This window comes from Serratia sp. root2, assembly GCF_031931805.1.
GTDB lineage: Bacteria > Pseudomonadota > Gammaproteobacteria > Enterobacterales > Enterobacteriaceae > Serratia > Serratia inhibens.
The window spans coordinates 623,479-644,401 of sequence record NZ_JAUJXB010000001.1 but is presented as its reverse complement, the minus strand read 5'-3'; the positions used below and the strand labels follow the sequence as shown (position 1 = coordinate 644,401).

Sequence of the window (20,923 nt, the reverse complement as noted above, 5' to 3'; positions counted from 1 at the left end):
AGGCTACGTGACACAACTATATCAGGATCCTGCATTCACCCTCGGGCGTCGACCGAGCGGGCTGATCTTCTCCGATTTGGAGAAAAGCTTCGGCGGCTATACGCTCTTCGCCCCACAAACTGCCGAAGGCCGGGTATATCTGGTTGATGAGCTTGGAAAAGTGGCGCACCAGTGGCAACTCCCGGTTCGTGCCGGACGCGATGCGGTGCTGCTGCCTAACGGTAACCTCGGCTATAACGGTAGTCACAGCACGTCAGCCAACCTCTATCCGGCCTGGGATCTCTGGCACGGCGGGGATTTTTATGAAGTCACTCCGGATAACGAAGTGGTCTGGCATTATGAGGATATCTTCCATCACCACGACGCGCAGTGGCTGGCGAACGGTAACCTGCTGTATACCGCGGCGGTGCCACTGCCGGCGGAAATTGCCGCTCGCGTTACCGGCGGCGATCCGCGCCGCGATGCGCCGGACGGCGTCATACAGAGCGATGTCGTCAAAGAGGTCAATCGCGACGGTAAAGTGGTATGGGAATGGCGCGTCTGGGAGCATCTGGCCCCGGAAGATTTCCCGATTCATGAGATCTTCGACCGCTGCCACTGGCCGATGATAAACGGTCTGTCGGTCACCCGCGAGGGCCTGGTGTTGATGAGCCTGCGCACCACCTCCGGGGTGATTGCCGTCAATAAAGAGAGCGGCAGCGTGGTATGGCACGTAGGGCCGGATGTCGTCGCCCAACAGCACACCCCGATTGAGATGGAAAATGGTTCTATTCTGGTGTTCGATAACGGCAACCTGCGCCCCGGCGTGACCTCGCCACACTCCACGGTGCTGGAGTTCGACCCGCACACCCAGGCTATTCGCTGGCAATATCGCGATATTTTCCCGCCGGCCTTTTTCTCACCCTATATGGGAAGCGCTCAGCGCCTGGCCAACGGCAATACCTTTATCTGCGAGTCCGCCTTCGGCCGACTGTTTGAAGTGACTCCGCAGGGAGAAACGGTATGGGAATACATTATTCCTTACTTCAATGAATATCCGGACCATCTTAGCAAGGGGATCATCCCCGGTAAGCAGAACAGCACCTTCCGCGCGCACCGCTACGCGGCCGATGCGCTGCCGTGGCTGAAATAATCGCTCTTCGCCGGCGCGGGTCGGCGGGGAGGTTCTCACGTCTTTGGGAGGAATTTATGCCGTATTCTGACTCCGCCGTACCGGAAAACGAAGCCTTGCCTTGGCAAACTAAACTGCTGCTGGCCCTTCAACACGTGCTGGTCGTGGCCGCTACGCCGATCACCGCCGTTTTTCTTATTGCTCAGGCGCTTCACTTTAGCTCTGGCGTCACCACATCGCTGCTAAGCGCCACCTTTCTAATGTGCGGGCTGGGGGCCATCCTGCAAAGCCTCGGTATCGGCAGCTTCGGCGCGCGCCTGCCGTTTATTATGGTGCCGGGCGGCGCGCCTATCGCGATCTTCATCGCTATCGCTTTACAGACCAATATCCAGACGGCAATTGGCGCAGTGATCTTAACATCGCTGTTTTATTTTATTGCCCTACCCGTTTTTCGCCGTTTTCTGCACCATTTCCCGCCGTTTATTATCGGGATTATGCTGCTGCTGGTCTCCATCAACCTGATTCGTCTGTATGGCGGACTCATTATCGGTCAGCCGAGCAGTAGCCACTTTGCGCAGCCCACCAACATTATTCTGGCGCTGGTCACCATCCTGATTACGCTGATCTTCGCCCTGGCGTTCAGCGGCATCCTACGTCAGCTGTCGGTCATGTTCGGCCTGCTTGCGGGCACGCTGCTAGCAATGCTGCTGAGCATCGCCGATTTTAGCGGCGTCAGCCACGGGCCGCTGTTCAGCCTGCCGCAGCTGTTTCCGTTTGGCTTGCCAATATTCAATCTGTCAGCGTCACTGCCGCTGCTGATTTATGCGGTGATTTCTATGGCTGAAGCGACTGGGCAAACGATTGCCACCGCAGAGATCGTCAAATCGACACAAAACGTCCATCAGGCCATTCCCCGAACCATCCGCGGCGACGCCGTTATTTCGCTGCTGGGCGGCGTTTTCGGTACCTCATTGATCATCACCTCCGGCGAAAATATCGGCGTGGTTCGGACCACTAACGTCAAATCACGCCACGTCACGGCGATTGCCGGATTGCTGTTAATCCTGATTGCGCTATTCTCGCCGCTGGTGCGCCTTGCCGCCTGTCTACCCGGTCCGGTAGTCTGCGGGACGGCGGTGATTGTCTTCAGTATCATCGGGGTCATCGGTATCGATATGATTGCCCGCGAGCCGCTACACAAGCCGGGAAAAACCTATGCCTTAGCCACTGGTCTGGCTATGGGGATGCTGCCGATCCTTGTGCCTGGTCTGTACCAGAATTTCCCCGTCGGAGTGCAGATGATACTGGGTAACGGTATGGCAGCGGGTACACTCACCGCGATCGTCGTCAACTCGTTATTTCTGGTGAGCGAAAAGCGGGCCGCCATGCGACTAAAAGGCTGAACCGATACACCGAATTGACCCGTTAGCCGTAGTGTTGTTTGGTTTCCGTGAGGCAAAATAACGGACTTGCCAAAGCACTGAGAGAAATTGGCCGCATCGAGCGAACCCTGTTTATACTCGACAGGTTCCGTGATCCAGCACTGCGTCGGCGGGTTCAGGCGGGGCTGAATAAAGGAGAATTCCATTACGCGCTGAAACGTGCTGTATTCATGCATCGACTGGGTGAAATCAGGGACCGAAAATCAGAGCTATCGGGCCAGTGGGCTGACTTTGCTGGCGGCGGAAATCTCACTGTGGAATACCGTGTATATGGAAAGGGCGGTCGATGCCGTGAAGCGTAATGGGATGGAAATCAACGAGAAACCACTCTCGCATTTGTCCCCGTTAGGCTGGGAGCACATCAATCTGACAGGTGATTATATCTGGAAAAGCAACCGGATACCTGCTTCCAGAAAGTTTCGGCGTCTGAGACCAGTTAAAGTCGGAAGGTCAGAAAATAGCCTTAACGTACAATAATTTTCGATATCCACACTGACTCCCTTCCCGGCCAGACACTTGTCTCGGCGTCAGAAAAACTCTGCATATCAGAATCCGAAGCCCATATTTACCTTGCGCTAAAAAGCAAAAAATCACCGTGGGTGGATTTAGGGTCAGTTATTAAGCGGCCTTTCCCTATTCAGCAGAGAATTCAGGCTTTCATTTCTGGCCGCGGGTACTAGGCCAGTCTCATCACACCGCCATGTTCATCACTTCCTGATAAGCGGAAACCAGCTTGTTACGCACCTGCACGCCCATTTGCAGTGAGATGGACGATTTTTGCAAATCGACCATCACGTCGTTCAGGCTGATGCCCGGCGCGCCCAGCTCGAAATCTTGCGCCTGTTTGCGTGCAGCCTGCTGGGTATCGCTGATCTTGCCGATAGCCGCTTTCAACTCGCCGGCAAAGCTGACGCCCTGCGTCGCTGAACCCTGGCTAATCTGCCCCGCTTGAATCGCCGTGGCCTGCAACTGCTGCAATACCCCTTCAATCCCCTGAATTGCCATTGTGACCTCAATAAAGACTTCTGTACCGGACGTGTTTTCATCAGGCACTACTTTGATGCTGAGGAGCCTACCACAGCCTTTTTATCCTAAAGCGGCTAATTAACTGCAAAAAACCCGGCTTATCGGGCCATCGAAATTACCCTTAAGGGCAAATAATGGCACGCCCAGAAATGGGAGCGCCGCTATTTAGAAGATATGTGTATCAGGGAGTCTGTTTTGTCACCACACAACGCTAACCACATCGTCCATCAGCCTGGCAGGGAGCTACGCCGTGGCTTGCACCGGATCCTGAGCGACATTGAAGGACACGGCATAAAATGAGTGCTTCAATAACCGCCACCGAAAACCGCGAAAATGGCCTGCAAGCTTTGTGGAACCGCCTGCGCGCCAACCCGAAAATTCCGCTGCTGGTGGCCGCTTCCGCTGCAATCGCCATCGTGGTCGCGTTGCTGTTATGGGCGAAGAGCCCGGATTACCGCGTGCTGTACAGCAATCTTAACGATCGCGACGGCGGTGCCATAGTGACCCAATTGACGCAGATGAATATCCCTTATCGGTTTGCCGAGAACGGCGCGGCGTTGATGATACCGGCCGATAAGGTCCATGAAACCCGCCTGCGTCTGGCGCAGCAGGGATTGCCGAAAGGCGGTGCGGTGGGTTTCGAATTGCTGGATCAGGAAAAATTCGGCATCAGCCAATTTAGCGAGCAGATCAACTATCAACGGGCACTGGAAGGAGAGCTGTCACGCACCATCGAGTCTCTGGGGCCAGTACAGAACGCGCGCGTGCATCTGGCACTGCCAAAGCCTTCGCTGTTTGTCCGCGAGCAGAAATCCCCTTCCGCCTCCGTCACCCTGACGCTGCAACCCGGCCGAGCGCTGGATGACGGCCAGATCAACGCTATCGTTTATATGGTCTCTAGCAGCGTGGCCGGCTTGCCGCCGGGCAACGTCACTGTGGTCGATCAGGCCGGTCGCCTGCTGACCCAGTCTGACGGCACCGGCCGCGATCTGAATGCGGCGCAGCTGAAGTACGCCAACGAAGTGGAAAACCGCTACCAGCGCCGTATCGAAGCGATTCTGGCACCGATGGTCGGCAGCAATAACGTGCGTGCCCAGGTCACCGCGCAGATCGATTTCGCCACCCGCGAGCAAACCGACGAAGAATACCAGCCAAACCAACTGCCGAATCAGGCCGCCGTGCGCTCTCAACAAATGAGCCAAAGCGAGCAGCTTGGCGGGCCGCAGGTCGGCGGCGTACCGGGCGCGCTATCCAATCAACCCAGCGCACCGGCTACCGCGCCGATCGAAACCGCCAAACCCAACGCCGCCGGCAATAACGCCAACGGCGCCAAACCCAATGCCACCACCGCCCGCAGTACCGCGGCCAACGGCAGCGGGCCGCAGAATACCCGTCGCGATGAAACCACCAACTATGAGGTCGATCGCACCATCCGCCATACCCAGCAGAAAGCAGGAACGGTACAGAGGCTGTCGGTGGCGGTGGTGGTCAACTATCGCGGCGTAGATAAAGACGGCAAACCGCTGCCGATGAGCAAAGAGCAACTGGCGCAGATCGAATCGCTGGTACGTGAATCCATGGGCTTCTCCAGCAGCCGTGGCGATACCCTGAACGTGGTCAACACGCCGTTTACCGATACCGAAGCCACCGGTGGCGAACTGCCGTTCTGGCAAACCCAGAGCTTTGTCGATCGCCTGTTCGACGCCGGCCGCTATCTGCTGGTGTTGCTGGTGGCCTGGCTGCTGTGGCGCAAGCTGGTACGCCCGCAACTGCAAAATCGCCAGGCAGTGCAACAGGCCGCGCTTGTCGCCGCCAACGCGCCGATGGCCAAGCCGGTTGACAGCAATAAACCGAGCAATGAGGAGCTGGCGCAGCACCGGAAATCGCAGCAGCGCGTCAGTGCAGAAGTCCAGAGCCAGCGGATCCGCGATCTGGCTGATAAAGACCCGCGCGTGGTCGCTCTGGTAATCCGCCAATGGATGAGTAACGAATTATGAGTCTTACCGGAACCGAAAAAAGCGCCATCCTGCTGATGACGCTGGGCGAAGATCGCGCCGCCGAGGTGTTCAAACACCTCTCCTCGCGTGAAGTGCAGCAGCTCAGCGGCACCATGGCCAGCATGAGCCAGGTCTCGCACAAACAGCTGGGCGAAGTCCTGCGCGAGTTCGAAGACGATGCCGAACAGTACGCGGCGCTGAGCGTCAATGCCAGCGACTACCTGCGCTCGGTGCTGGTCAAAGCCTTGGGTGAAGAGCGTGCCTCCAGCCTGTTGGAGGACATTCTCGAATCGCGCGAGACCACCACCGGCATGGAAACCCTCAACTTTATGGAGCCGATGAGCGCCGCCGACCTGATCCGCGACGAGCATCCGCAGATCATCGCCACCATCCTGGTCCACCTGAAGCGCGGCCAGGCGGCAGACATTCTGGCGCTGTTCGACGAACGCCTGCGCAACGACGTGATGCTGCGCATCGCCACCTTCGGCGGTGTGCAACCGGCGGCGTTGGCGGAACTGACCGAGGTGCTGAACAACCTGCTCGACGGCCAGAATCTCAAGCGCAGCAAGATGGGCGGCGTACGCACCGCAGCCGAGATTATCAACCTGATGAAAACCCAGCAGGAGGAAGCCGTTATCGACGCCATGCGCGAATACGACGGCGAGCTGGCGCAGAAGATCATCGACGAGATGTTCCTGTTCGAAAATCTGGTGGAAGTCGACGATCGCAGCATCCAGCGCCTGTTGCAGGAAGTGGAAGGCGAATCGCTGCTGGTCGCGCTCAAAGGTGCGGAACAGCCGCTGCGCGAGAAGTTCCTCAGAAACATGTCGCAACGCGCCGCCGACATTCTGCGCGACGATCTGGCCAACCGCGGGCCGGTGCGCATGTCGCAGGTGGAGAACGAACAGAAAGCCATCCTGCTGATTGTCCGCCGTTTGGCGGAGAGCGGCGAAATGATTATCGGCGGTGGCGAGGACACCTATGTCTGATCGCATCAACACCCTGCCGTGGCAGCCCTGGTCGCTCAACGATCTGCTGGAGCTGAAACCGGCAATCGAGCCTTTGCTGCCGGTTGAAACGGACGCCCTGCCGCTGGACGACGGCGCCGAGCGGCAACAGCAGTTGCTCCAGTTGCGCCTGCAAGCGGAGCAACAAGGCCAACAGCTGGGCTATGCCGACGGCCAGCAAAAAGGCTATGAAGCGGGTCTCCAGGCCGGTATGGAAGAAGGTCGCCAGCAGGGTTTGCTGGAGGCGCAGCAGCAACAACAGCCGCTGACCGCACACTGGCAGCAACTGATCACCGAGTTTCAGCACACGCTCGATGCGCTCGACAGCGTGATCGCTTCGCGTTTGATGCAGTTGGCGCTGACCGCCGCCAAACAGGTGCTCGGTCAACCGCCGGTATGCGACGGTACCGCCCTGCTGGCGCAGATCCAGCAGTTGATCCAGCAAGAGCCGATGTTCAGCGGCAAGCCGCAGTTGCGCGTGCACCCGGACGACTATCAGCGTATCGAACAGCAACTGGGTGCCACGCTCAGCCTGCACGGCTGGCGGCTGTTGGCGGACGGTCAACTGCACCCCGGCGGCTGCAAGGTCAGCGCCGAAGAAGGCGATCTCGATGCCAGCCTGGCGACGCGCTGGCACGAACTCTGCCGCCTGGCTGCGCCGGGAGACGTGTAATGACCGCTCGCCTCGGCCGCTGGCTGTCCTCGCTGGATACGCTGGAAAAACGCATCGCTCGCACGCCTGCGGTTCGCCGCTACGGTCGCCTGACGCGCGCCACCGGACTGGTGCTGGAAGCCACCGGCTTGCAATTGCCGATCGGCGCCACCTGTCTGATCGAACGTCACAACGGCGGTGACGTGCAGGAGGTGGAAAGCGAAGTGGTCGGTTTTAACGGCCAGCGGTTGTTCCTGATGCCGCTGGAAGAAGTGGAAGGCATCGTGCCCGGCGCACGGGTTTACGCCCGCATTGCGCCGGAAGGGCAAAGCGCCGGCAAGCAACTGCCGCTCGGCCCGGCGCTGCTGGGCCGGGTGCTGGACGGCAGCGCCAAACCGCTCGACGGCCTGCCCGCACCGGAAACCGGCTATCGCGCACCGTTGATCACCGCCCCGTTCAACCCGCTGCAACGTACGCCGATCGAACAGGTGCTGGACGTCGGCGTGCGCACCATCAACGGCCTGCTGACCGTCGGCCGCGGCCAGCGCATGGGGCTGTTTGCCGGATCAGGCGTCGGTAAAAGCGTCTTGTTAGGCATGATGGCGCGTTACACCCAGGCCGACGTGATTGTCGTCGGTCTGATCGGCGAACGTGGCCGGGAGGTCAAAGACTTTATCGAGAACATCCTCGGTGCCGAGGGGCGAGCGCGCTCGGTGGTGATCGCCGCCCCGGCGGACGTCTCGCCGCTGTTGCGCATGCAGGGTGCAGCCTACGCCACACGCATCGCCGAGGACTTCCGCGATCGCGGCCAACACGTGCTGCTGATTATGGATTCCCTCACCCGTTACGCCATGGCGCAGCGTGAGATCGCACTGGCTATCGGCGAGCCGCCGGCCACCAAAGGCTATCCGCCCTCCGTGTTCGCCAAATTACCGGCGCTGGTGGAACGTGCCGGTAACGGCATCAGCGGCGGCGGTTCGATCACCGCGTTTTATACCGTACTGACCGAAGGCGATGACCAGCAAGATCCGATAGCCGACTCGGCGCGCGCCATTCTCGATGGCCACGTGGTGCTGTCGCGCAGGCTGGCGGAAGCGGGTCACTACCCGGCGATCGACATTGAAGCCTCTATCAGCCGCGCCATGACCTCGCTTATCGACGAAGAACACTACCGCCGGGTGCGCAATTTCAAACAGATGCTGGCCAGCTATCAGCGTAACCGCGATCTGATCAGCGTCGGCGCTTACGTAGCGGGCAGCGATCCGCTGCTGGATAAGGCCATGACGCTGTATCCGCAAATGGAGGCCTATCTGCTACAGGGCATTTTTGAACGCAGCGCCTACGACGACGCCTGCCAACAGCTACAGCAGTTGATCGTTTAACGTCACAAAAGGCTGAACCCGATGAAACCACAGTCACCTCTGATTACCCTGCGCGATCTGGCGCAGGATGCGGTGGAACAGGCTACGCAACAGTTGGGCCAGGTGCGCAAAGCGCAACAGGCGGCTGAGCAGCAGCTTTCCATGCTGCTCAATTATCAAGACGAGTACCGTCAGAAGCTGAATCACCAGTTGAGCGACGGCATGGACTCTTCGCACTGGCAAAACTACCAGCAGTTTATCGGTACGCTGGAGCAGGCCATCGAACAACATCGCAACCAACTGATGCAGTGGGGCCAGAAAGTGGACCACGCGATGAAGCAGTGGCAGGACAAACAGCAACGGCTGAACGCCTTCGACACTCTGCATACCCGCGCCCAAAGCGCGGAACGGCAGAGGGAGAACAAACGGGATCAAAAACTGATGGATGAGTTCGCTCAACGCAGTTCACAAAGGAATCTACACCCATGAATCTGAATGCCGTGCCGGGCGGCTTAGCGCCTGGCGACGTCGGCGTGCTGTCGGACGCGCAGTTGCCAATGGATGACTCGACGCTGTCCTCGGCCTTTGCCCTGCTGCTCGGTGCCCGCACACTGCCGGCCGACAAAGACGAGGGCAAGCTGCCGCCGACGTTGCTGAACACAGAAGATGACAGCACACCGGTGCTGAGCCGCTCCTCGCAAAACCCACTGCTGGCCGCCTTCGGCAAACGCGATGGGTTGTTGTCGCCTGCCTTGTCGAACGGTATTCAGCCACCGACGGTGTCGATCGGCGATGACAAACTGCAGGATGAAACATCGGAGACCGCCGCCCTTCGCCCCGCAGGGGAAATCGACGCCGCCACGTTGCAGGCGCTGTTCGCCATGCTGCCGCTGGCCGTTACCCCAGCTACGCCAATCACGGGCGCAACGGGGCCAAACCTTAAAGACGAACCGGACCCGGCGCACCCTGCCGCCCTGCTGAGCACCGCGCTGAACCAACAACCCAATACCGCAGGCACTCCAATGACGCCGCCCCCAAAGGCCACGTCGCCAATGACCGAAAAACCGCTGAACGTTGACGCTCGCACCGACGGCCAGCAGCCAACCGCGGCCCCCCATGACCAGCCGGATGCAACAACGCTTAAATTCGGCGCCGATACCCAGCCTCAGGCACCGGTCAATCACCTGATAGTGCCGCCGGTCGCCAGCCCGGTCGTGGCGACAACGCCGAACGTTTCCCTGGTCACAGCCCCGCCGACACCGCAATTAAGCGCCCAGCTTGGCAGCCCGGAGTGGCAGCAGGCGTTGAACCAACAGGTGCTGATGTTCCATCGCAACGGCCAGCAAAGCGCCGAACTGCGTCTGCACCCGCAGGAGCTGGGTGCACTGCAAATCACCCTCAAAATGGACGATAACCAGGCGCAGCTACACATCGCTTCCGCGCACGGCCAGGTACGTGCCGCCGTGGAAGCCGCCATGCCGCAACTGCGCCATGCCCTGGCGGAAAGCGGCATCAATCTGGGGCAAAGCAGCGTTGGCGGCGAGTCCACGCCGCAGTGGCAACAGGCACAGCAGCAAGCCCCGGATGAACAGGGCCGCCCGGCCTACCGCAATGGCCACGGCGAGAGCGATCCGGCCACCGAAACCCTCATCGCCCCGGCACAATTGCAGGCGATGGCCCGCGCCGTCAGCGGCGTCGATATTTTCGCCTGAGCGGCGGCAAACGTCCAAGCTGGCACGCTTTTCCCCGCCTATTCTGGCTATTGCACGCCGGAATAGGCGCGATAATACCTTTACCCGTCATACTTGAAGCTGCATCTGTGTTGGCTGCGTTTGCGCGCCCCGGTCACATAGTTACCTATGCTCCTGGGGACTTACAAACTTGCCGTCGCGATGCCACTCCAATTATTTTGGGTAAATATGTCGTGCGTGCGGCTTTTACACACGCTAAATACCTACGAGATCTTAGGTTTCAGCTTGAAAAATAAAGGATATATACCCTATGGATTTCAAGTCGGCCGCTCTAGCGCGTCCATGCGCTCGCGGCATTTGTACATCCATGTACAGCACAGCCAGGCGGCCAGCGCATGAGTCCCCAGGAGCTTACTCAAGTAAGTGACTGGGGTGAGTGCGAGCAGCCAACAACGCTGCGGCCTGAAAGACGAAGGGTATGTCACTACAGGAATTTGATTTAGCTATGTCTCAAAACACCCTACCGGCAGCACCGAAACGCTCCCTCCTGGTCATCCTGCTGGTGTTGATTACCGTCGCCGCCTGCGGCGCGGCAGGCTACAGCTGGTGGCAACTGAAACAACACAAAGACGGCGCTCAGCCCGTCGCCAAAGCCCTGCCGCCGGCTGCGCCGGTGTTTATGCCGTTGGACACTTTTACCGTCAATCTGGTTACGCCGGACAACAACCCGGATCGCGTGTTGTATATCGGCCTGACGTTGCGCTTGCCGGACGAAAACACCCGCCGCCAGTTGAACGATTTTCTGCCGGAAGTGCGCAGCCGTCTGCTGATGCTGCTTTCCCGTCAGGAAGCGGGCCAACTGAGCAGTGAACAAGGGAAACAGCAACTGGTGGCGCAGATTAAGGACGTGCTTAGCCCGCCGCTGGTTAAGGGACAACCGAAGCAGGTGGTCAGCGACGTGCTGTTCACCGCCTTCATATTGCGGTAATCACTATGGGCGACAGCATTCTTTCACAGGCAGAGATCGACGCCTTGCTCAACGGCGACAGCGCGGGTGATGAACCCGAAGCGGTGGTCAGCAACGAGAGCGAGGTCAAGCCGTACGATCCGACCACCCAGCGCCGAGTGGTGCGCGAACGGCTGCACGCGCTGGAAATCATCAATGAACGTTTTGCCCGTCAGTTCCGCATGGGGTTGTTCAACCTGCTGCGCCGCAGCCCGGACATTACCGTCGGCCCGATCAGGATCCAGCCGTATCACGAATTTGCCCGCAACCTGCCGGTGCCCACCAACCTCAATCTGGTGCACCTGAACCCGCTGCGCGGCACCGCGCTGTTCGTGTTCGCGCCGAGCCTGGTGTTTATCGCCGTCGATAACCTGTTCGGCGGCGACGGCCGCTTTCCGACCAAAGTGGAAGGCCGCGAGTTCACGCCAACCGAACAGCGGGTGATCAAACGCATGCTGCGCCTGGCGCTGGATGCCTATGGCGACGCCTGGAGTGCGATTTACAAGATCAATGTGGAATACGTGCGCGCCGAAATGCAGGTGAAATTCACCAATATCACCACCTCGCCGAACGACATCGTGGTCACCACCCCGTTCCAGGTGGAAATCGGTGCGCTGAGCGGTGAATTCAACATCTGCATCCCGTTCGCGATGATCGAACCGCTGCGCGAACTGCTGACCAACCCGCCGCTGGAAAACTCGCGGCAGGAAGACAGCCACTGGCGTGAAACGCTGGTGAAACAGGTACAACATTCCGAGCTGGAGTTGATTGCCAACTTCGTCGATATCCCGATGCGGCTGTCAAAAATCCTGAAGCTGCAGCCAGGTGACGTATTACCGATTGATAAACCGGAACGCCTGATCGCCCACGTTGACGGCGTACCGGTTCTGACCAGCCAATATGGCACGTTAAACGGGCAGTACGCCCTGCGTGTCGAACATTTGATTAACCCTATTTTGAATGCTCTGAGTGAGGAACAGCCCAAATGAGTGATCCTAAGCAACCGTCTGGCGAAGGAAAGGAATCCGTGGACGATCTGTGGGCTGATGCGTTTAACGAGCAGCAAGCGACCGACAGCACGTCAGCAACCGACGCGGTGTTCAAATCGCTGGAGGCGCAGGATACCAGCGGCAGCCTGCAGGATATTGATCTGATCCTGGATATCCCGGTCAAATTGACCGTTGAACTGGGCCGCACCAAGATGACCATCAAGGAACTGCTGCGCCTGTCGCAGGGCTCTGTCGTGGCGTTGGACGGGCTGGCGGGTGAACCGCTGGATATTATGATCAACGGTTATCTGATTGCCCAGGGCGAAGTGGTGGTGGTGGCCGACAAATTCGGCGTGCGCATTACCGATATCATCACCCCTTCCGAGCGCATGCGCCGCCTGAGCCGCTGATGAACCCAGGCGCCGCCACGCCCACCGCGGGCACCTTGCAATCCACCGAGCCGGCACTGCCTGCCGGTTCAGTGCTGACGCAGGTCAGCAGCGCACTTGGCGGCATTTTGCTGCTGATCCTGCTGGCCGGCTGGCTGTTTCGTCGCCTGGGGTTTGCCCCGCAGGCACGCAACAGCAAACTGCTCAATCTGCGCGCCAGTTGCCAGGTCGGGCAGCGCGAGCGTGTGGTGGTGATTGAAGTGGATAATACCCTGCTGGTGCTGGGCGTGACCGCACAGCAAATCACCCCGCTGCACCAGTTGCCGGTTCCCGCACAGGACAGCAGCGCGGCCGACGCCACACCACCGACTGATTTTCGCCAGTTGATGCAAAAAGTTCTGAAACGTCCGGAAAAATCGGTATGAAACCCATCGTTTATTGCGTCGCCTCGCGTTACCGAGGCGGCAAGGCCCTTCCCTGGCTGACTGCAGCCCTGCTGCTCGTCAGCCCGACGGCGTTGGCGCAGTTACCCGGCCTGATCAGCCAACCGCTGGCCAATGGCGGCCAAAGCTGGTCGTTGCCGGTACAGACGCTGGTGCTGCTGACATCACTCAGCTTCCTGCCCGCCATGCTGCTGATGATGACCAGCTTCACCCGTATCATCATCGTGCTCGGGTTGCTGCGCAACGCGCTCGGTACCCCTTCGGCGCCGCCGAATCAGGTGATGCTCGGCCTGGCGCTATTCCTGACCTTTTTCATCATGTCGCCGGTATTCGACAAGGTTTATCAGGACGCCTATCTGCCGTTCAGCCAGGACAAAATCAGCCTCGACGCGGCGCTGGATAAAGGTTCCCAGCCGCTGCGCGAGTTTATGCTGCGCCAGACGCGTGAAACCGATCTGGCGCTGTACGCCAGGCTCGCCAACCAGCCGCCGCTGGCCGGGCCGGAAGCGGTGCCGATGCGCATTCTGCTGCCGGCTTACGTCACCAGCGAGCTGAAAACCGCGTTCCAAATCGGCTTCACGGTGTTTATTCCGTTTCTGATTATCGATCTGGTGGTCGCCAGCGTGCTGATGGCGCTGGGGATGATGATGGTACCGCCCGCCACCATCTCGCTGCCGTTCAAACTGATGCTGTTTGTGTTGGTGGACGGCTGGCAATTGCTGCTCGGCTCGCTGGCGCAGAGTTTCTATTCGTAACCCGCCTCAAAGGAAACATGATGACACCTGAATCGGTCATGGCGCTGGGTACCGAGGCGATGAAAGTGGCGCTGGCTCTGGCCGCCCCGCTGCTGCTCGCCGCGCTTATCAGCGGCCTGGTGGTCAGCCTGTTGCAGGCCGCCACTCAGATCAATGAAATGACGCTGTCGTTCATCCCCAAAATTCTGGCGGTGGTCGCCACCATCGTGATCGCCGGCCCCTGGATGCTGAACCTGCTGCTGGACTATATGCGCACGCTGTTCAGCAACCTGCCGAATTTGATTGGTTAGCCATGCTCACCGTTGACAGTGCACAGTTCGGCGTCTGGCTTAGCCACTACTTCTGGCCGCTGCTGCGCATTCTGGCGCTGATCAGCACCGCGCCGGTGTTCAGCGAAAAACAGATCGGCAAAAAGGTGAAAATCGGCCTCGGCGGGCTGATTGTCATCCTGATCGCCCCTGGGCTACCCACCAGCGCCGTTCCCATTTTCTCCGCCGCCGGGTTGTGGCTGGCGGCCCAGCAAATCCTGATTGGCGTGGCGCTCGGGCTGACCATGCAGTTCGCCTTTGCGGCGATACGCCTGGCCGGCGAAGTGATCGGCATGCAGATGGGCCTGTCGTTCGCCACCTTCTTCGATCCCAGCGGCGGGCCGAACACGCCGGTTCTGGCACGCTTGCTCAACTTGCTGGCCATGCTGCTGTTCTTGAGCTTTGACGGCCACCTGTGGCTGATTTCCCTGCTGGCCGACAGTTTTCATACTCTGCCGATCCAGCCCGAACCGTTGAACGGCAACGGTTTTCTGGCATTGACCCAGGTGGGGTCGCTGATTTTCATCAACGGCATGATGCTGGCGCTGCCGCTGATTTGCCTGCTGCTGACGCTGAACATGGCGCTCGGCCTGCTCAACCGCATGACGCCGCAGCTGTCGGTATTCGTCATCGGCTTCCCGGTCACCATGACTATCGGCATTATGACCCTCGGCATGATGATGCCGATGCTGGCGCCGTTCTGCGAGCACCTGTTCGGTGAGTTCTTCGATCGTCTGGCCGATGTCATCGGCAGCATGACCCCTTAGCGTTACTCTCATCAATGCGGCTTAGCAACCGCACCTCGCCGGACAAACGGGCAGTAAAATCCCTTTCTCGCTATAAAAAGTCGAAAAAGCCAAATTAACACTATTTGGCTTCGATTAACTTTATCGACTTGAATAATAAATTACCCCCCTTAGAATGGCCTTGTTAAATAAAAAGCCATCAGTAAATAACCGCCAATATTTGTCGTCGCAAAATAAAGGAGAATGTTTAAATATAAAATAACACACCGGAAAGTGAAGTGTAGATTCTATCCATCTGTCATCTGCAAGGATAAACGTATTTGCTCTCTGGGGTCAGCCGGCGAGACAAACACAGTTATTCTTTGCAGTGTTTACCTCTACTCTCAGGAGCATGGAAATGAAAGCCAAAACCAACCGAAGAGCACGCAGAGCCTTGGGCCTGGCACACTGGGCAACCAACCGCATTCAAATTGCATTATCCCCTTCGCCGAACGGTGAAAAATGGGCCATGGTGAAAAAGAAAAAATAACGACGATGTTATAAATAAATCCAAAATATAACCTCTGGTGTTATTTACCCCATCCCGTCTGAATATTCAGACGTTTCCCTACGTTAACTCAGACGGATATCGGCAGGCATCACTTTACGTCAGCCGAAAAAAAAGCACGTCACTCAAACCTTCGTGGGGTGAAAAGAGTGACGTGCCAAAAAAGTGCGCCCGGTTTCAAGCGTTCCCTACCGCGGCTTAGCGCAATAACGTCCTCTAAGCACACCCAACCAGGTACCCGCCATATCTCCACGACGAGTGTTTGTTATTACCCTACCCTATGGATTTCGAGTGGCCGCTCAAGCCGCATCCATGCGCTCACGGTATTTGTACATCCCTGTACAGCGCAGCCAGGCGCCCGGCTAACTCACCCTCAGCATTTTAGGGACGCTGAATGAGTCGGAACTTGTTATTACCCTACCCTATGGATTTCGAGTTGCAGCCAGGCGGCAAACGCGTGCATCTCCAGGAGCTTACTCAAGTAAGTGACTGGAGTGCATGCGTGCGGCCAACAACGCTGCGGCTTGAAAGACGACGGGTATCGACGGGAATTATCGGTTCATTTGGAACAGCGACATCCCCTGCATATCACCGAAGGTTTTGTACGATGCCTGCAAGGCCGCCTGTTGCATAAAGTAGTTCGAAATAGACTCGGTCAGATCGGCATCCACCAATGCACTCATTTGCGTTTTGTTGATCATGTCGCGATCCTTGCCGATGTTGTCCAGCGTATCCATTTCCTGCAGTTGGTTACCCAACTCGGCACGCACGCTGAGCACCTTGTTATAGGAGTTGTCCAGCCCCCGATTGGCTTTGGCCAGCGCGTCGTTGACCTGCTGTTTGGTGGCGTCGTCCGCGCCATCGAGCGGAGTTTTCAACGCTTTCAGCGCGATATCGATGCTTTCAAACACGTTGGACACCGGTGCGCTGCCGTCCGGCTCCGGCTTGGGGTTGCTGGTCAACGACATGAATACCGTATCGCCGGTATGGCCGACCGTCATGGTACGGTTGGCATCCACTTTCTGCTCGACCGCCGTGTTGCCACCCACATAGCCGACCGAACCGCCATTGTCCGCAAACGGCGGTTTATCATTCTCAAAGCCGCCAAACATAAAGCGGCCATTGCCGTCGGTGCTGTTGGCCTGGTTAAGCAATTGGTCTTTCAACCCCTGCAACTGGGTAGCCAGCGAATCGCGATCGTTGTCGCTTTTGGTGCCGCCGGCATTGACGATCAACGCTTTCATGTCCGAGATGGTGCTGGTCGCCCCGGCCAACACCGTCTCTTCCATCGATACGCTCTGGCGGGCAAAGGTGCGCGCCAGCGCATATTGGGTGTTTTCCGACTGGGACTGGGCCAGCATCACCGCCTGCGACGCCGCCAGCGGATCGTCGGACGGGTTGCTGACCTTTTTGCCGGTGGAAAGCTGTTCTGCCGCTTTCATAAACAACGACTGGTTACCGGTGATGCCGGTCATGTTTTGCTGGTACATCATGCTGGTGCTCATACGCATGGTGCAGGTTCCTCAAAATCAGCGACCGGAGCCGCCAGGGCTCCGGTTAAAGTGAAAATCAACGGATATTCAGCAGCGCATCAAACAGCGAGCTGGCGGTCTGAATTACCTGCGCGTTAGCCAGATAATATTGCTGGAAACGCAGTAATTCGCCGTATTCTTCATCAAGGTTAACGCCTGAAATCGACTGCTGCTGATTTTCCAACTGCTTGACGATGTTACCCTGCGAGGTGGCGCTCACCTTGGCGGACGCTGTCTGATTGCCGACGCTGCTCACCAGGCTGGCGTAAGCGCCGCTCAGGGTAGCCTTGCCATCCACCAGCTTCTGGGTTTGCAGATCAAGCAGCTTCTTGGCGTTTTCATTGTCGCCACGGCCGCTGTCATCTTTGCCTGCAGCAGCGATGTTGGCAGAATCGGTGATGGCGACCTTCAGGCTGCCCGCCACGTCGCTGACCGGCTTGACGGTAAAGCTGTCATTCTTTTGCGCAGTGCCGTCAATGCCGACTTTCAGGCCATCAAAACTCAACGTCGGATTGCCGGCGGCGTCAGTGCCCGCCGTGGCGTTAACTTTGACGTTGTCCGGCAGGCGGCTCACCTGCCAGTTGCTGCCGTCAAATTCCACCCGGTAATCATTGGCCTTCACCTTGCCGGTGTCGGTGTAGGACACCGACAGCGCGGCATCGCCGGTATTGCGGCTGTTGTCCACTGCGCGGGCGCCGCCAAAGCTGAAGAAGTCCGTGCCGGCGTCGCCGTTGAGATCGAACCCGGCGCGGTGCTGCTGGTTAAAGCTGTCTGCCATCGCCAGTGCGAGCTGCCCCAGTTGGTTGCGGGCGCTGTCCAGCGATTCGCTGCGGAATTTCAACACGCCGCTGACGCTGCCGCTGGTGATTTGGCCTTCGGGTATTTCGCTGGCGCCGTTGCCGCGGTCATAACCCATAGTCAGGCGGGAAGGGTCGCCGCTGGTAGGCACCGCCGCGACCTGATAAGCATTGTTGCCCTGCACCAGCGTCAGGCCGTTGGCGAACGAGACGGTGTAGGCATCGCCGTCCTGCTGGGTCACCTGCACGCCAACCACTTTGTTCAGGTCGGTAACCAGTTGATCGCGCTGGTCCAGCAGCGCATTGGGCTCGCCGCCGCTGCCGCGCAAACGGGTGATCTCTTCGTTCAGTTTGGCGATCTGCTGGCTGTAGCTGTTGATCTGCTGCGCGCTGTCGCTGAGCTGCTGATTCACGCCGCTGTCCATATCGCGCAGGTATTTGTCGGTATTGTTGAACTGATTGACCAGGCCATTGGCTTTGCCCAACACCGTTTGCCGCGCGGCGTCATCGCCGGCATTGCTGACCAGGTTTTGCAGGTTGCTGAAAAAATCCTGCATGTTGGTCGACAAGGTGTTGGTCTTGCTGGCCAGCAGGTTGTCAATCTGCGAGATTTTTTCGAAATAGGCGTTCTGCGCTCCGGCCTGGCTTTGTGCACCGCGCAATTGATTGGTGATGAACTGGTTATATTCGCGGTTAACGCTGGTGACGGTGACGCCGTTGCCGATAAAACCGCTCATGGTGCTCATGCCGCCGTTTTGCGCCAGGATCGCGGTTTGCCGGTTATAGCCCGCCACGTTGTAGTTGGAAATGTTGTTACTGACGGTGCTGAGCGCCACCTGCGCCGCATTCAGCCCGCTCATGGCGGTATTGATTAAGCTGTTGGACATAGAAGTTCCTTTTGCTGCGGTGCCGGTGGCCCACAGGAGTCAATGAATCTGCCGAGCCGTTCGCCCAGCCTGTCTGTGTTATCGGCAAAAACGGGGGAAACTTGAGAGGAAAAACCGGGTTCAGCATGCTGAATTCCTACGTTTTAATGCTGCTTATCGCGTAGGGGCGTTACATGCCGCACCCGAAAACTAGAACAGATCCTTCAGGTCGTGGGTATAGGCTTTTACCACCTGCTCGCCGGCGCTCTTCATTTGCTGGATCACGCTGACCAGCTTGTTGGCGTATTGCGGGTCGGTGGCGTATCCGGCCTGTTGCAGCGCATGCGCCGCCTGCTCCGGGCTGCGGGCGGCGGCCACATCGGCGTAACGCGGATTATTGGTCAGCAACTTGACGTAGTCGGCAATCGCCTCGACGTAAGAACCATAAACCCGGAACCGTGCCTTGATCTTCTTCGCCGCCCCCTGCTCAAACTCGGTGGTGGTGATCTCGGTCACCGGGCCGTTCCAGCTGCCGCCCGCCTTGATGCCGAACAGGTTGTAGCTCGGCGAGCCGTCGGCGGTCGGGATCTCGCGCTGGCCCCAACCGGATTCCAGTGCCGCCTGCGCCACAATCAGCTGATGCGGAATGCCGCTCTGCTGGCTGGCGACGCGTGCCGGGATCGACAAACGGGCGACAAAGTTGCCGCTGTTGAGCGACAGCGGCGCGGCCGCCGGCGCTTTCGGTACCGCACGGCGGAGAATCTGCTCCAGCGCCTGATTCGGCAGCGTTTGCAGCACTTCGTTATCTAACGCCATCGGCGACATCCCCGCCGTTTCGCTCGGAACGGCATTAGCATTGGCCATCTGCTTCACCATCATATCGGCCAGCCCCAGCCCCTTCTGCGACATCTGCTGGGCGATCTGCTGGTCATACATCGAGGTATAAAGCCGAGACTGATCGCTGCTCAGCACCCCATCCTGCGGTAGCGCGGCACGCATGCTTTTCAGCATCATCTGCACGAACATGCCTTCGACCTGCTGCGCCACCTGTTTCAGGTTGCCCTGCGGATCGGCCGCGGCGTCGCGTTTCAGGCCGTTCAGCGCCTGGGCGTCATAGGCGGCGCCCGACATCGCCATCAGATCGCCGGCCATCAGATGATTTCCAGCTTGGCACGCAGACAACCGGCGCTTTGCATCGCCTGCAAGATCGACATCAGATCGATCGGCGTAGCGCCCAGCGCATTGAGCGCACGGATCACATTGTTCAGGTTGGCGCTGGCGTTCACCTTCTGCAGCGAACCGCCCTGCTGCTGCACCGAGATCTGGGTATTTGGCGTCACCACGGTTTGCCCGCCGCCAAAGGGGGTGTTCGGCTGGCTGACGGTATTTTGCCGATCCACCACCACCGACAGGTTGCCCTGCGCCACCGCACAGGAATCCAGGATCACGTCTCGGTTCATCACCACCGAACCGGTGCGTGAATTGATGATCACCTTGGCGTCAATCGCCCCGACGCTGACGTTGATGTTCTGAATCTCCGCCAGGAAACGCACCTGCGAGCTGTTGCCCTGTGGCACCAGCACCTGAATGGTGCGGGCATCCAGCGGTGAGGCGGTGCCGCCGCCGCGTTGGCGGTTGATAGCGTCGCTGATCTGCTGCGCCAGGGTAAAGTCTTCGTCATTCAGTTGCAGGTTAATCACCCCGCCGTTGCCGAAAGTGGTCGGCAACTCGCGCTCAATGGTAGCGCCGTTGCTGATGCGCCCGCCCGCCAGCTGATTGACCTGCACGCTACTGCCTCCCGCCGCCGCGCCTGCACCGCCCACCAGCACGTTGCCCTGCGCCAGCGCGTAAACCTGATTATCCACGCCTTTCAACGGCGTCATCAGCAAGGTACCGCCGCGCAGGCTTTTGGCGTTGCCCATCGAGGAGACCACCACGTCAATGTTCTGCCCGGTACGCGAAAACGGCGGCAGCTTGGCGGTGACCATGACCGCCGCCACGTTTTTCAGCTGCATATTGGTGCCCGGCGGTACGGTAATGCCCAGTTGCGACAGCATGTTGCTCAGGCTCTGCGTGGTGAACGGCGTTTGCATGGTCTGATCGCCGGAGCCGTCCAGCCCCACCACCAATCCGTAACCGATCAGGGCGTTGTCGCGCACTCCCTGCACCGTCACCAGATCGCGGATGCGTTCCGCCGTCGCCGGCAGGCTCAGCGCACTGATCACCAGCGCCATTAGAAATTTCTTTAACATTGGAAC

21 protein-coding genes and 1 pseudogene are annotated in these 20,923 nt (G+C 58.8%); 17 read left to right on the top strand and 5 right to left on the bottom strand.

All coding sequences use genetic code 11. The annotated features are described in order from the left end of the window. Positions 1 to 7: 7 nt before the first annotated feature. The 3 genes and pseudogenes from QZQ97_RS03045 to QZQ97_RS03035 all read left to right on the top strand — a co-directional run bounded on the left by QZQ97_RS03045 (position 8) and on the right by QZQ97_RS03035 (position 3,030). Positions 8 to 1,132: an aryl-sulfate sulfotransferase gene (locus tag QZQ97_RS03045; RefSeq protein ID WP_311992199.1), complete on the top strand. Its 1,125-nt coding sequence runs from the start codon at positions 8 to 10 to the stop codon at positions 1,130 to 1,132. Between the two features lie 56 nt (positions 1,133 to 1,188). Next, complete coding sequence (locus QZQ97_RS03040; RefSeq protein ID WP_311992198.1) at positions 1,189 to 2,514, top strand: uracil-xanthine permease family protein; 1,326 nt, start codon at positions 1,189 to 1,191, stop codon at positions 2,512 to 2,514. A 47-nt stretch (positions 2,515 to 2,561) separates the two neighbouring features. Further along, positions 2,562 to 3,030: pseudogene (locus QZQ97_RS03035) on the top strand (Tn3 family transposase). 213 nt (positions 3,031 to 3,243) lie between these two features. On the opposite strand, the gene fliE reads toward QZQ97_RS03035, so the two are convergent. Beyond that, the gene (gene fliE, locus QZQ97_RS03030; protein ID WP_311992197.1) at positions 3,244 to 3,558 is read right to left on the bottom strand and encodes a flagellar hook-basal body complex protein FliE; all 315 of its coding nucleotides are present in this window, start codon (positions 3,556 to 3,558) and stop codon (positions 3,244 to 3,246) included. Between the two features lie 317 nt (positions 3,559 to 3,875). Here fliE and fliF point away from each other — a divergent pair, with 317 nt between their 5' ends. From fliF to sra, 14 genes are all read left to right on the top strand, one after another. Next, complete coding sequence (gene fliF / locus QZQ97_RS03025; protein WP_311992196.1) at positions 3,876 to 5,576, top strand: flagellar basal-body MS-ring/collar protein FliF; 1,701 nt, start codon at positions 3,876 to 3,878, stop codon at positions 5,574 to 5,576. After that, entirely contained in the window at positions 5,573 to 6,565 is a 993-nt protein-coding gene (gene fliG, locus QZQ97_RS03020; RefSeq protein ID WP_311992195.1) for a flagellar motor switch protein FliG, read from the top strand. The genes fliF and fliG overlap by 4 nt, the downstream gene beginning before the upstream one ends. Further along, positions 6,558 to 7,256: a flagellar assembly protein FliH gene (gene fliH, locus QZQ97_RS03015; RefSeq protein ID WP_311992194.1), complete on the top strand. Its 699-nt coding sequence runs from the start codon at positions 6,558 to 6,560 to the stop codon at positions 7,254 to 7,256. The genes fliG and fliH overlap by 8 nt, the downstream gene beginning before the upstream one ends. Continuing rightward, the gene (gene fliI, locus QZQ97_RS03010; protein WP_311992193.1) at positions 7,256 to 8,617 is read left to right on the top strand and encodes a flagellar protein export ATPase FliI; all 1,362 of its coding nucleotides are present in this window, start codon (positions 7,256 to 7,258) and stop codon (positions 8,615 to 8,617) included. Before fliH ends, fliI begins: the two co-directional genes overlap by 1 nt. A gap of 21 nt (positions 8,618 to 8,638) precedes the next feature. Further along, positions 8,639 to 9,085: a flagellar export protein FliJ gene (gene fliJ / locus QZQ97_RS03005; protein WP_212556463.1), complete on the top strand. Its 447-nt coding sequence runs from the start codon at positions 8,639 to 8,641 to the stop codon at positions 9,083 to 9,085. Beyond that, positions 9,082 to 10,308 (top strand): flagellar hook-length control protein FliK, encoded by a 1,227-nt coding sequence (locus tag QZQ97_RS03000; RefSeq protein WP_311992192.1) that lies wholly within the window; start codon positions 9,082 to 9,084, stop codon positions 10,306 to 10,308. Before fliJ ends, QZQ97_RS03000 begins: the two co-directional genes overlap by 4 nt. 484 nt (positions 10,309 to 10,792) lie before the next feature. Continuing rightward, positions 10,793 to 11,275 (top strand): flagellar basal body-associated protein FliL, encoded by a 483-nt coding sequence (gene fliL, locus QZQ97_RS02995; RefSeq protein WP_311992191.1) that lies wholly within the window; start codon positions 10,793 to 10,795, stop codon positions 11,273 to 11,275. A 5-nt stretch (positions 11,276 to 11,280) separates the two neighbouring features. Continuing rightward, a complete protein-coding gene (fliM, locus tag QZQ97_RS02990; RefSeq protein ID WP_006321424.1) occupies positions 11,281 to 12,282 on the top strand; it encodes a flagellar motor switch protein FliM in 1,002 nt (333 codons plus the stop codon). After that, positions 12,279 to 12,692, top strand: coding sequence for a flagellar motor switch protein FliN (gene fliN / locus QZQ97_RS02985; RefSeq protein ID WP_311992190.1), 414 nt, complete (start codon positions 12,279 to 12,281; stop codon positions 12,690 to 12,692). Before fliM ends, fliN begins: the two co-directional genes overlap by 4 nt. After that, positions 12,692 to 13,096 carry a flagellar biosynthetic protein FliO gene (fliO, locus tag QZQ97_RS02980; RefSeq protein ID WP_311992189.1) on the top strand — a complete coding sequence of 135 codons (405 nt, stop codon included), beginning with the start codon at positions 12,692 to 12,694 and terminating at the stop codon, positions 13,094 to 13,096. Before fliN ends, fliO begins: the two co-directional genes overlap by 1 nt. Then, positions 13,093 to 13,869, top strand: a complete 777-nt coding sequence (fliP, locus tag QZQ97_RS02975) for a flagellar type III secretion system pore protein FliP (protein ID WP_311992188.1) — start codon at positions 13,093 to 13,095, stop codon at positions 13,867 to 13,869. Before fliO ends, fliP begins: the two co-directional genes overlap by 4 nt. Before the next feature lie 20 nt (positions 13,870 to 13,889). Then, complete coding sequence (gene fliQ / locus QZQ97_RS02970) at positions 13,890 to 14,159, top strand: flagellar biosynthesis protein FliQ (protein ID WP_006321429.1); 270 nt, start codon at positions 13,890 to 13,892, stop codon at positions 14,157 to 14,159. 2 nt (positions 14,160 to 14,161) lie between these two features. After that, a complete protein-coding gene (fliR, locus tag QZQ97_RS02965) occupies positions 14,162 to 14,944 on the top strand; it encodes a flagellar biosynthetic protein FliR (RefSeq protein ID WP_311992187.1) in 783 nt (260 codons plus the stop codon). Positions 14,945 to 15,320: 376 nt separating this feature from the next. Continuing rightward, positions 15,321 to 15,452: a stationary-phase-induced ribosome-associated protein gene (sra, locus tag QZQ97_RS02960; RefSeq protein WP_311992186.1), complete on the top strand. Its 132-nt coding sequence runs from the start codon at positions 15,321 to 15,323 to the stop codon at positions 15,450 to 15,452. Positions 15,453 to 16,021: 569 nt separating this feature from the next. On the opposite strand, the gene flgL is transcribed toward sra, so the two are convergent. From flgL to QZQ97_RS02940, 4 genes are all read right to left on the bottom strand, one after another. Further along, positions 16,022 to 16,981: a flagellar hook-associated protein FlgL gene (flgL, locus tag QZQ97_RS02955; RefSeq protein ID WP_311992185.1), complete on the bottom strand. Its 960-nt coding sequence runs from the start codon at positions 16,979 to 16,981 to the stop codon at positions 16,022 to 16,024. Positions 16,982 to 17,039: 58 nt separating this feature from the next. After that, the gene (flgK, locus tag QZQ97_RS02950; protein ID WP_311992183.1) at positions 17,040 to 18,686 is read right to left on the bottom strand and encodes a flagellar hook-associated protein FlgK; all 1,647 of its coding nucleotides are present in this window, start codon (positions 18,684 to 18,686) and stop codon (positions 17,040 to 17,042) included. A 189-nt stretch (positions 18,687 to 18,875) separates the two neighbouring features. After that, positions 18,876 to 19,817 carry a flagellar assembly peptidoglycan hydrolase FlgJ gene (gene flgJ / locus QZQ97_RS02945; protein ID WP_311992182.1) on the bottom strand — a complete coding sequence of 314 codons (942 nt, stop codon included), beginning with the start codon at positions 19,815 to 19,817 and terminating at the stop codon, positions 18,876 to 18,878. Beyond that, positions 19,817 to 20,917 (bottom strand): flagellar basal body P-ring protein FlgI, encoded by a 1,101-nt coding sequence (locus QZQ97_RS02940; RefSeq protein ID WP_311992181.1) that lies wholly within the window; start codon positions 20,915 to 20,917, stop codon positions 19,817 to 19,819. Before QZQ97_RS02940 ends, flgJ begins: the two co-directional genes overlap by 1 nt. Between the last annotated feature and the right edge of the window lie 6 nt (positions 20,918 to 20,923).

What these genes read in the sequence shown, in the direction of transcription:
- fliI (WP_311992193.1), top strand. Translation starts at nt 7,256, where the DNA reads ATGACCGCTCGCCTCGGCCGCTGGCTGTCCTCGCTGGATACGCTGGAA.
- QZQ97_RS03040 (WP_311992198.1), top strand. Translation starts at nt 1,189, where the DNA reads ATGCCGTATTCTGACTCCGCCGTACCGGAAAACGAAGCCTTGCCTTGG.
- flgJ (WP_311992182.1), bottom strand. Translation starts at nt 19,817, where the DNA reads ATGGCCGGCGATCTGATGGCGATGTCGGGCGCCGCCTATGACGCCCAG.
- fliH (WP_311992194.1), top strand. Translation starts at nt 6,558, where the DNA reads ATGTCTGATCGCATCAACACCCTGCCGTGGCAGCCCTGGTCGCTCAAC.
- flgK (WP_311992183.1), bottom strand. Translation starts at nt 18,686, where the DNA reads ATGTCCAACAGCTTAATCAATACCGCCATGAGCGGGCTGAATGCGGCG.
- fliO (WP_311992189.1), top strand. Translation starts at nt 12,692, where the DNA reads ATGAACCCAGGCGCCGCCACGCCCACCGCGGGCACCTTGCAATCCACC.
- flgL (WP_311992185.1), bottom strand. Translation starts at nt 16,981, where the DNA reads ATGCGTATGAGCACCAGCATGATGTACCAGCAAAACATGACCGGCATC.
- fliJ (WP_212556463.1), top strand. Translation starts at nt 8,639, where the DNA reads ATGAAACCACAGTCACCTCTGATTACCCTGCGCGATCTGGCGCAGGAT.
- fliR (WP_311992187.1), top strand. Translation starts at nt 14,162, where the DNA reads ATGCTCACCGTTGACAGTGCACAGTTCGGCGTCTGGCTTAGCCACTAC.
- fliM (WP_006321424.1), top strand. Translation starts at nt 11,281, where the DNA reads ATGGGCGACAGCATTCTTTCACAGGCAGAGATCGACGCCTTGCTCAAC.
- QZQ97_RS03000 (WP_311992192.1), top strand. Translation starts at nt 9,082, where the DNA reads ATGAATCTGAATGCCGTGCCGGGCGGCTTAGCGCCTGGCGACGTCGGC.
- sra (WP_311992186.1), top strand. Translation starts at nt 15,321, where the DNA reads ATGAAAGCCAAAACCAACCGAAGAGCACGCAGAGCCTTGGGCCTGGCA.
- fliQ (WP_006321429.1), top strand. Translation starts at nt 13,890, where the DNA reads ATGACACCTGAATCGGTCATGGCGCTGGGTACCGAGGCGATGAAAGTG.
- fliN (WP_311992190.1), top strand. Translation starts at nt 12,279, where the DNA reads ATGAGTGATCCTAAGCAACCGTCTGGCGAAGGAAAGGAATCCGTGGAC.
- QZQ97_RS02940 (WP_311992181.1), bottom strand. Translation starts at nt 20,917, where the DNA reads ATGTTAAAGAAATTTCTAATGGCGCTGGTGATCAGTGCGCTGAGCCTG.
- fliL (WP_311992191.1), top strand. Translation starts at nt 10,793, where the DNA reads ATGTCTCAAAACACCCTACCGGCAGCACCGAAACGCTCCCTCCTGGTC.
- fliE (WP_311992197.1), bottom strand. Translation starts at nt 3,558, where the DNA reads ATGGCAATTCAGGGGATTGAAGGGGTATTGCAGCAGTTGCAGGCCACG.
- fliP (WP_311992188.1), top strand. Translation starts at nt 13,093, where the DNA reads ATGAAACCCATCGTTTATTGCGTCGCCTCGCGTTACCGAGGCGGCAAG.
- fliF (WP_311992196.1), top strand. Translation starts at nt 3,876, where the DNA reads ATGAGTGCTTCAATAACCGCCACCGAAAACCGCGAAAATGGCCTGCAA.
- fliG (WP_311992195.1), top strand. Translation starts at nt 5,573, where the DNA reads ATGAGTCTTACCGGAACCGAAAAAAGCGCCATCCTGCTGATGACGCTG.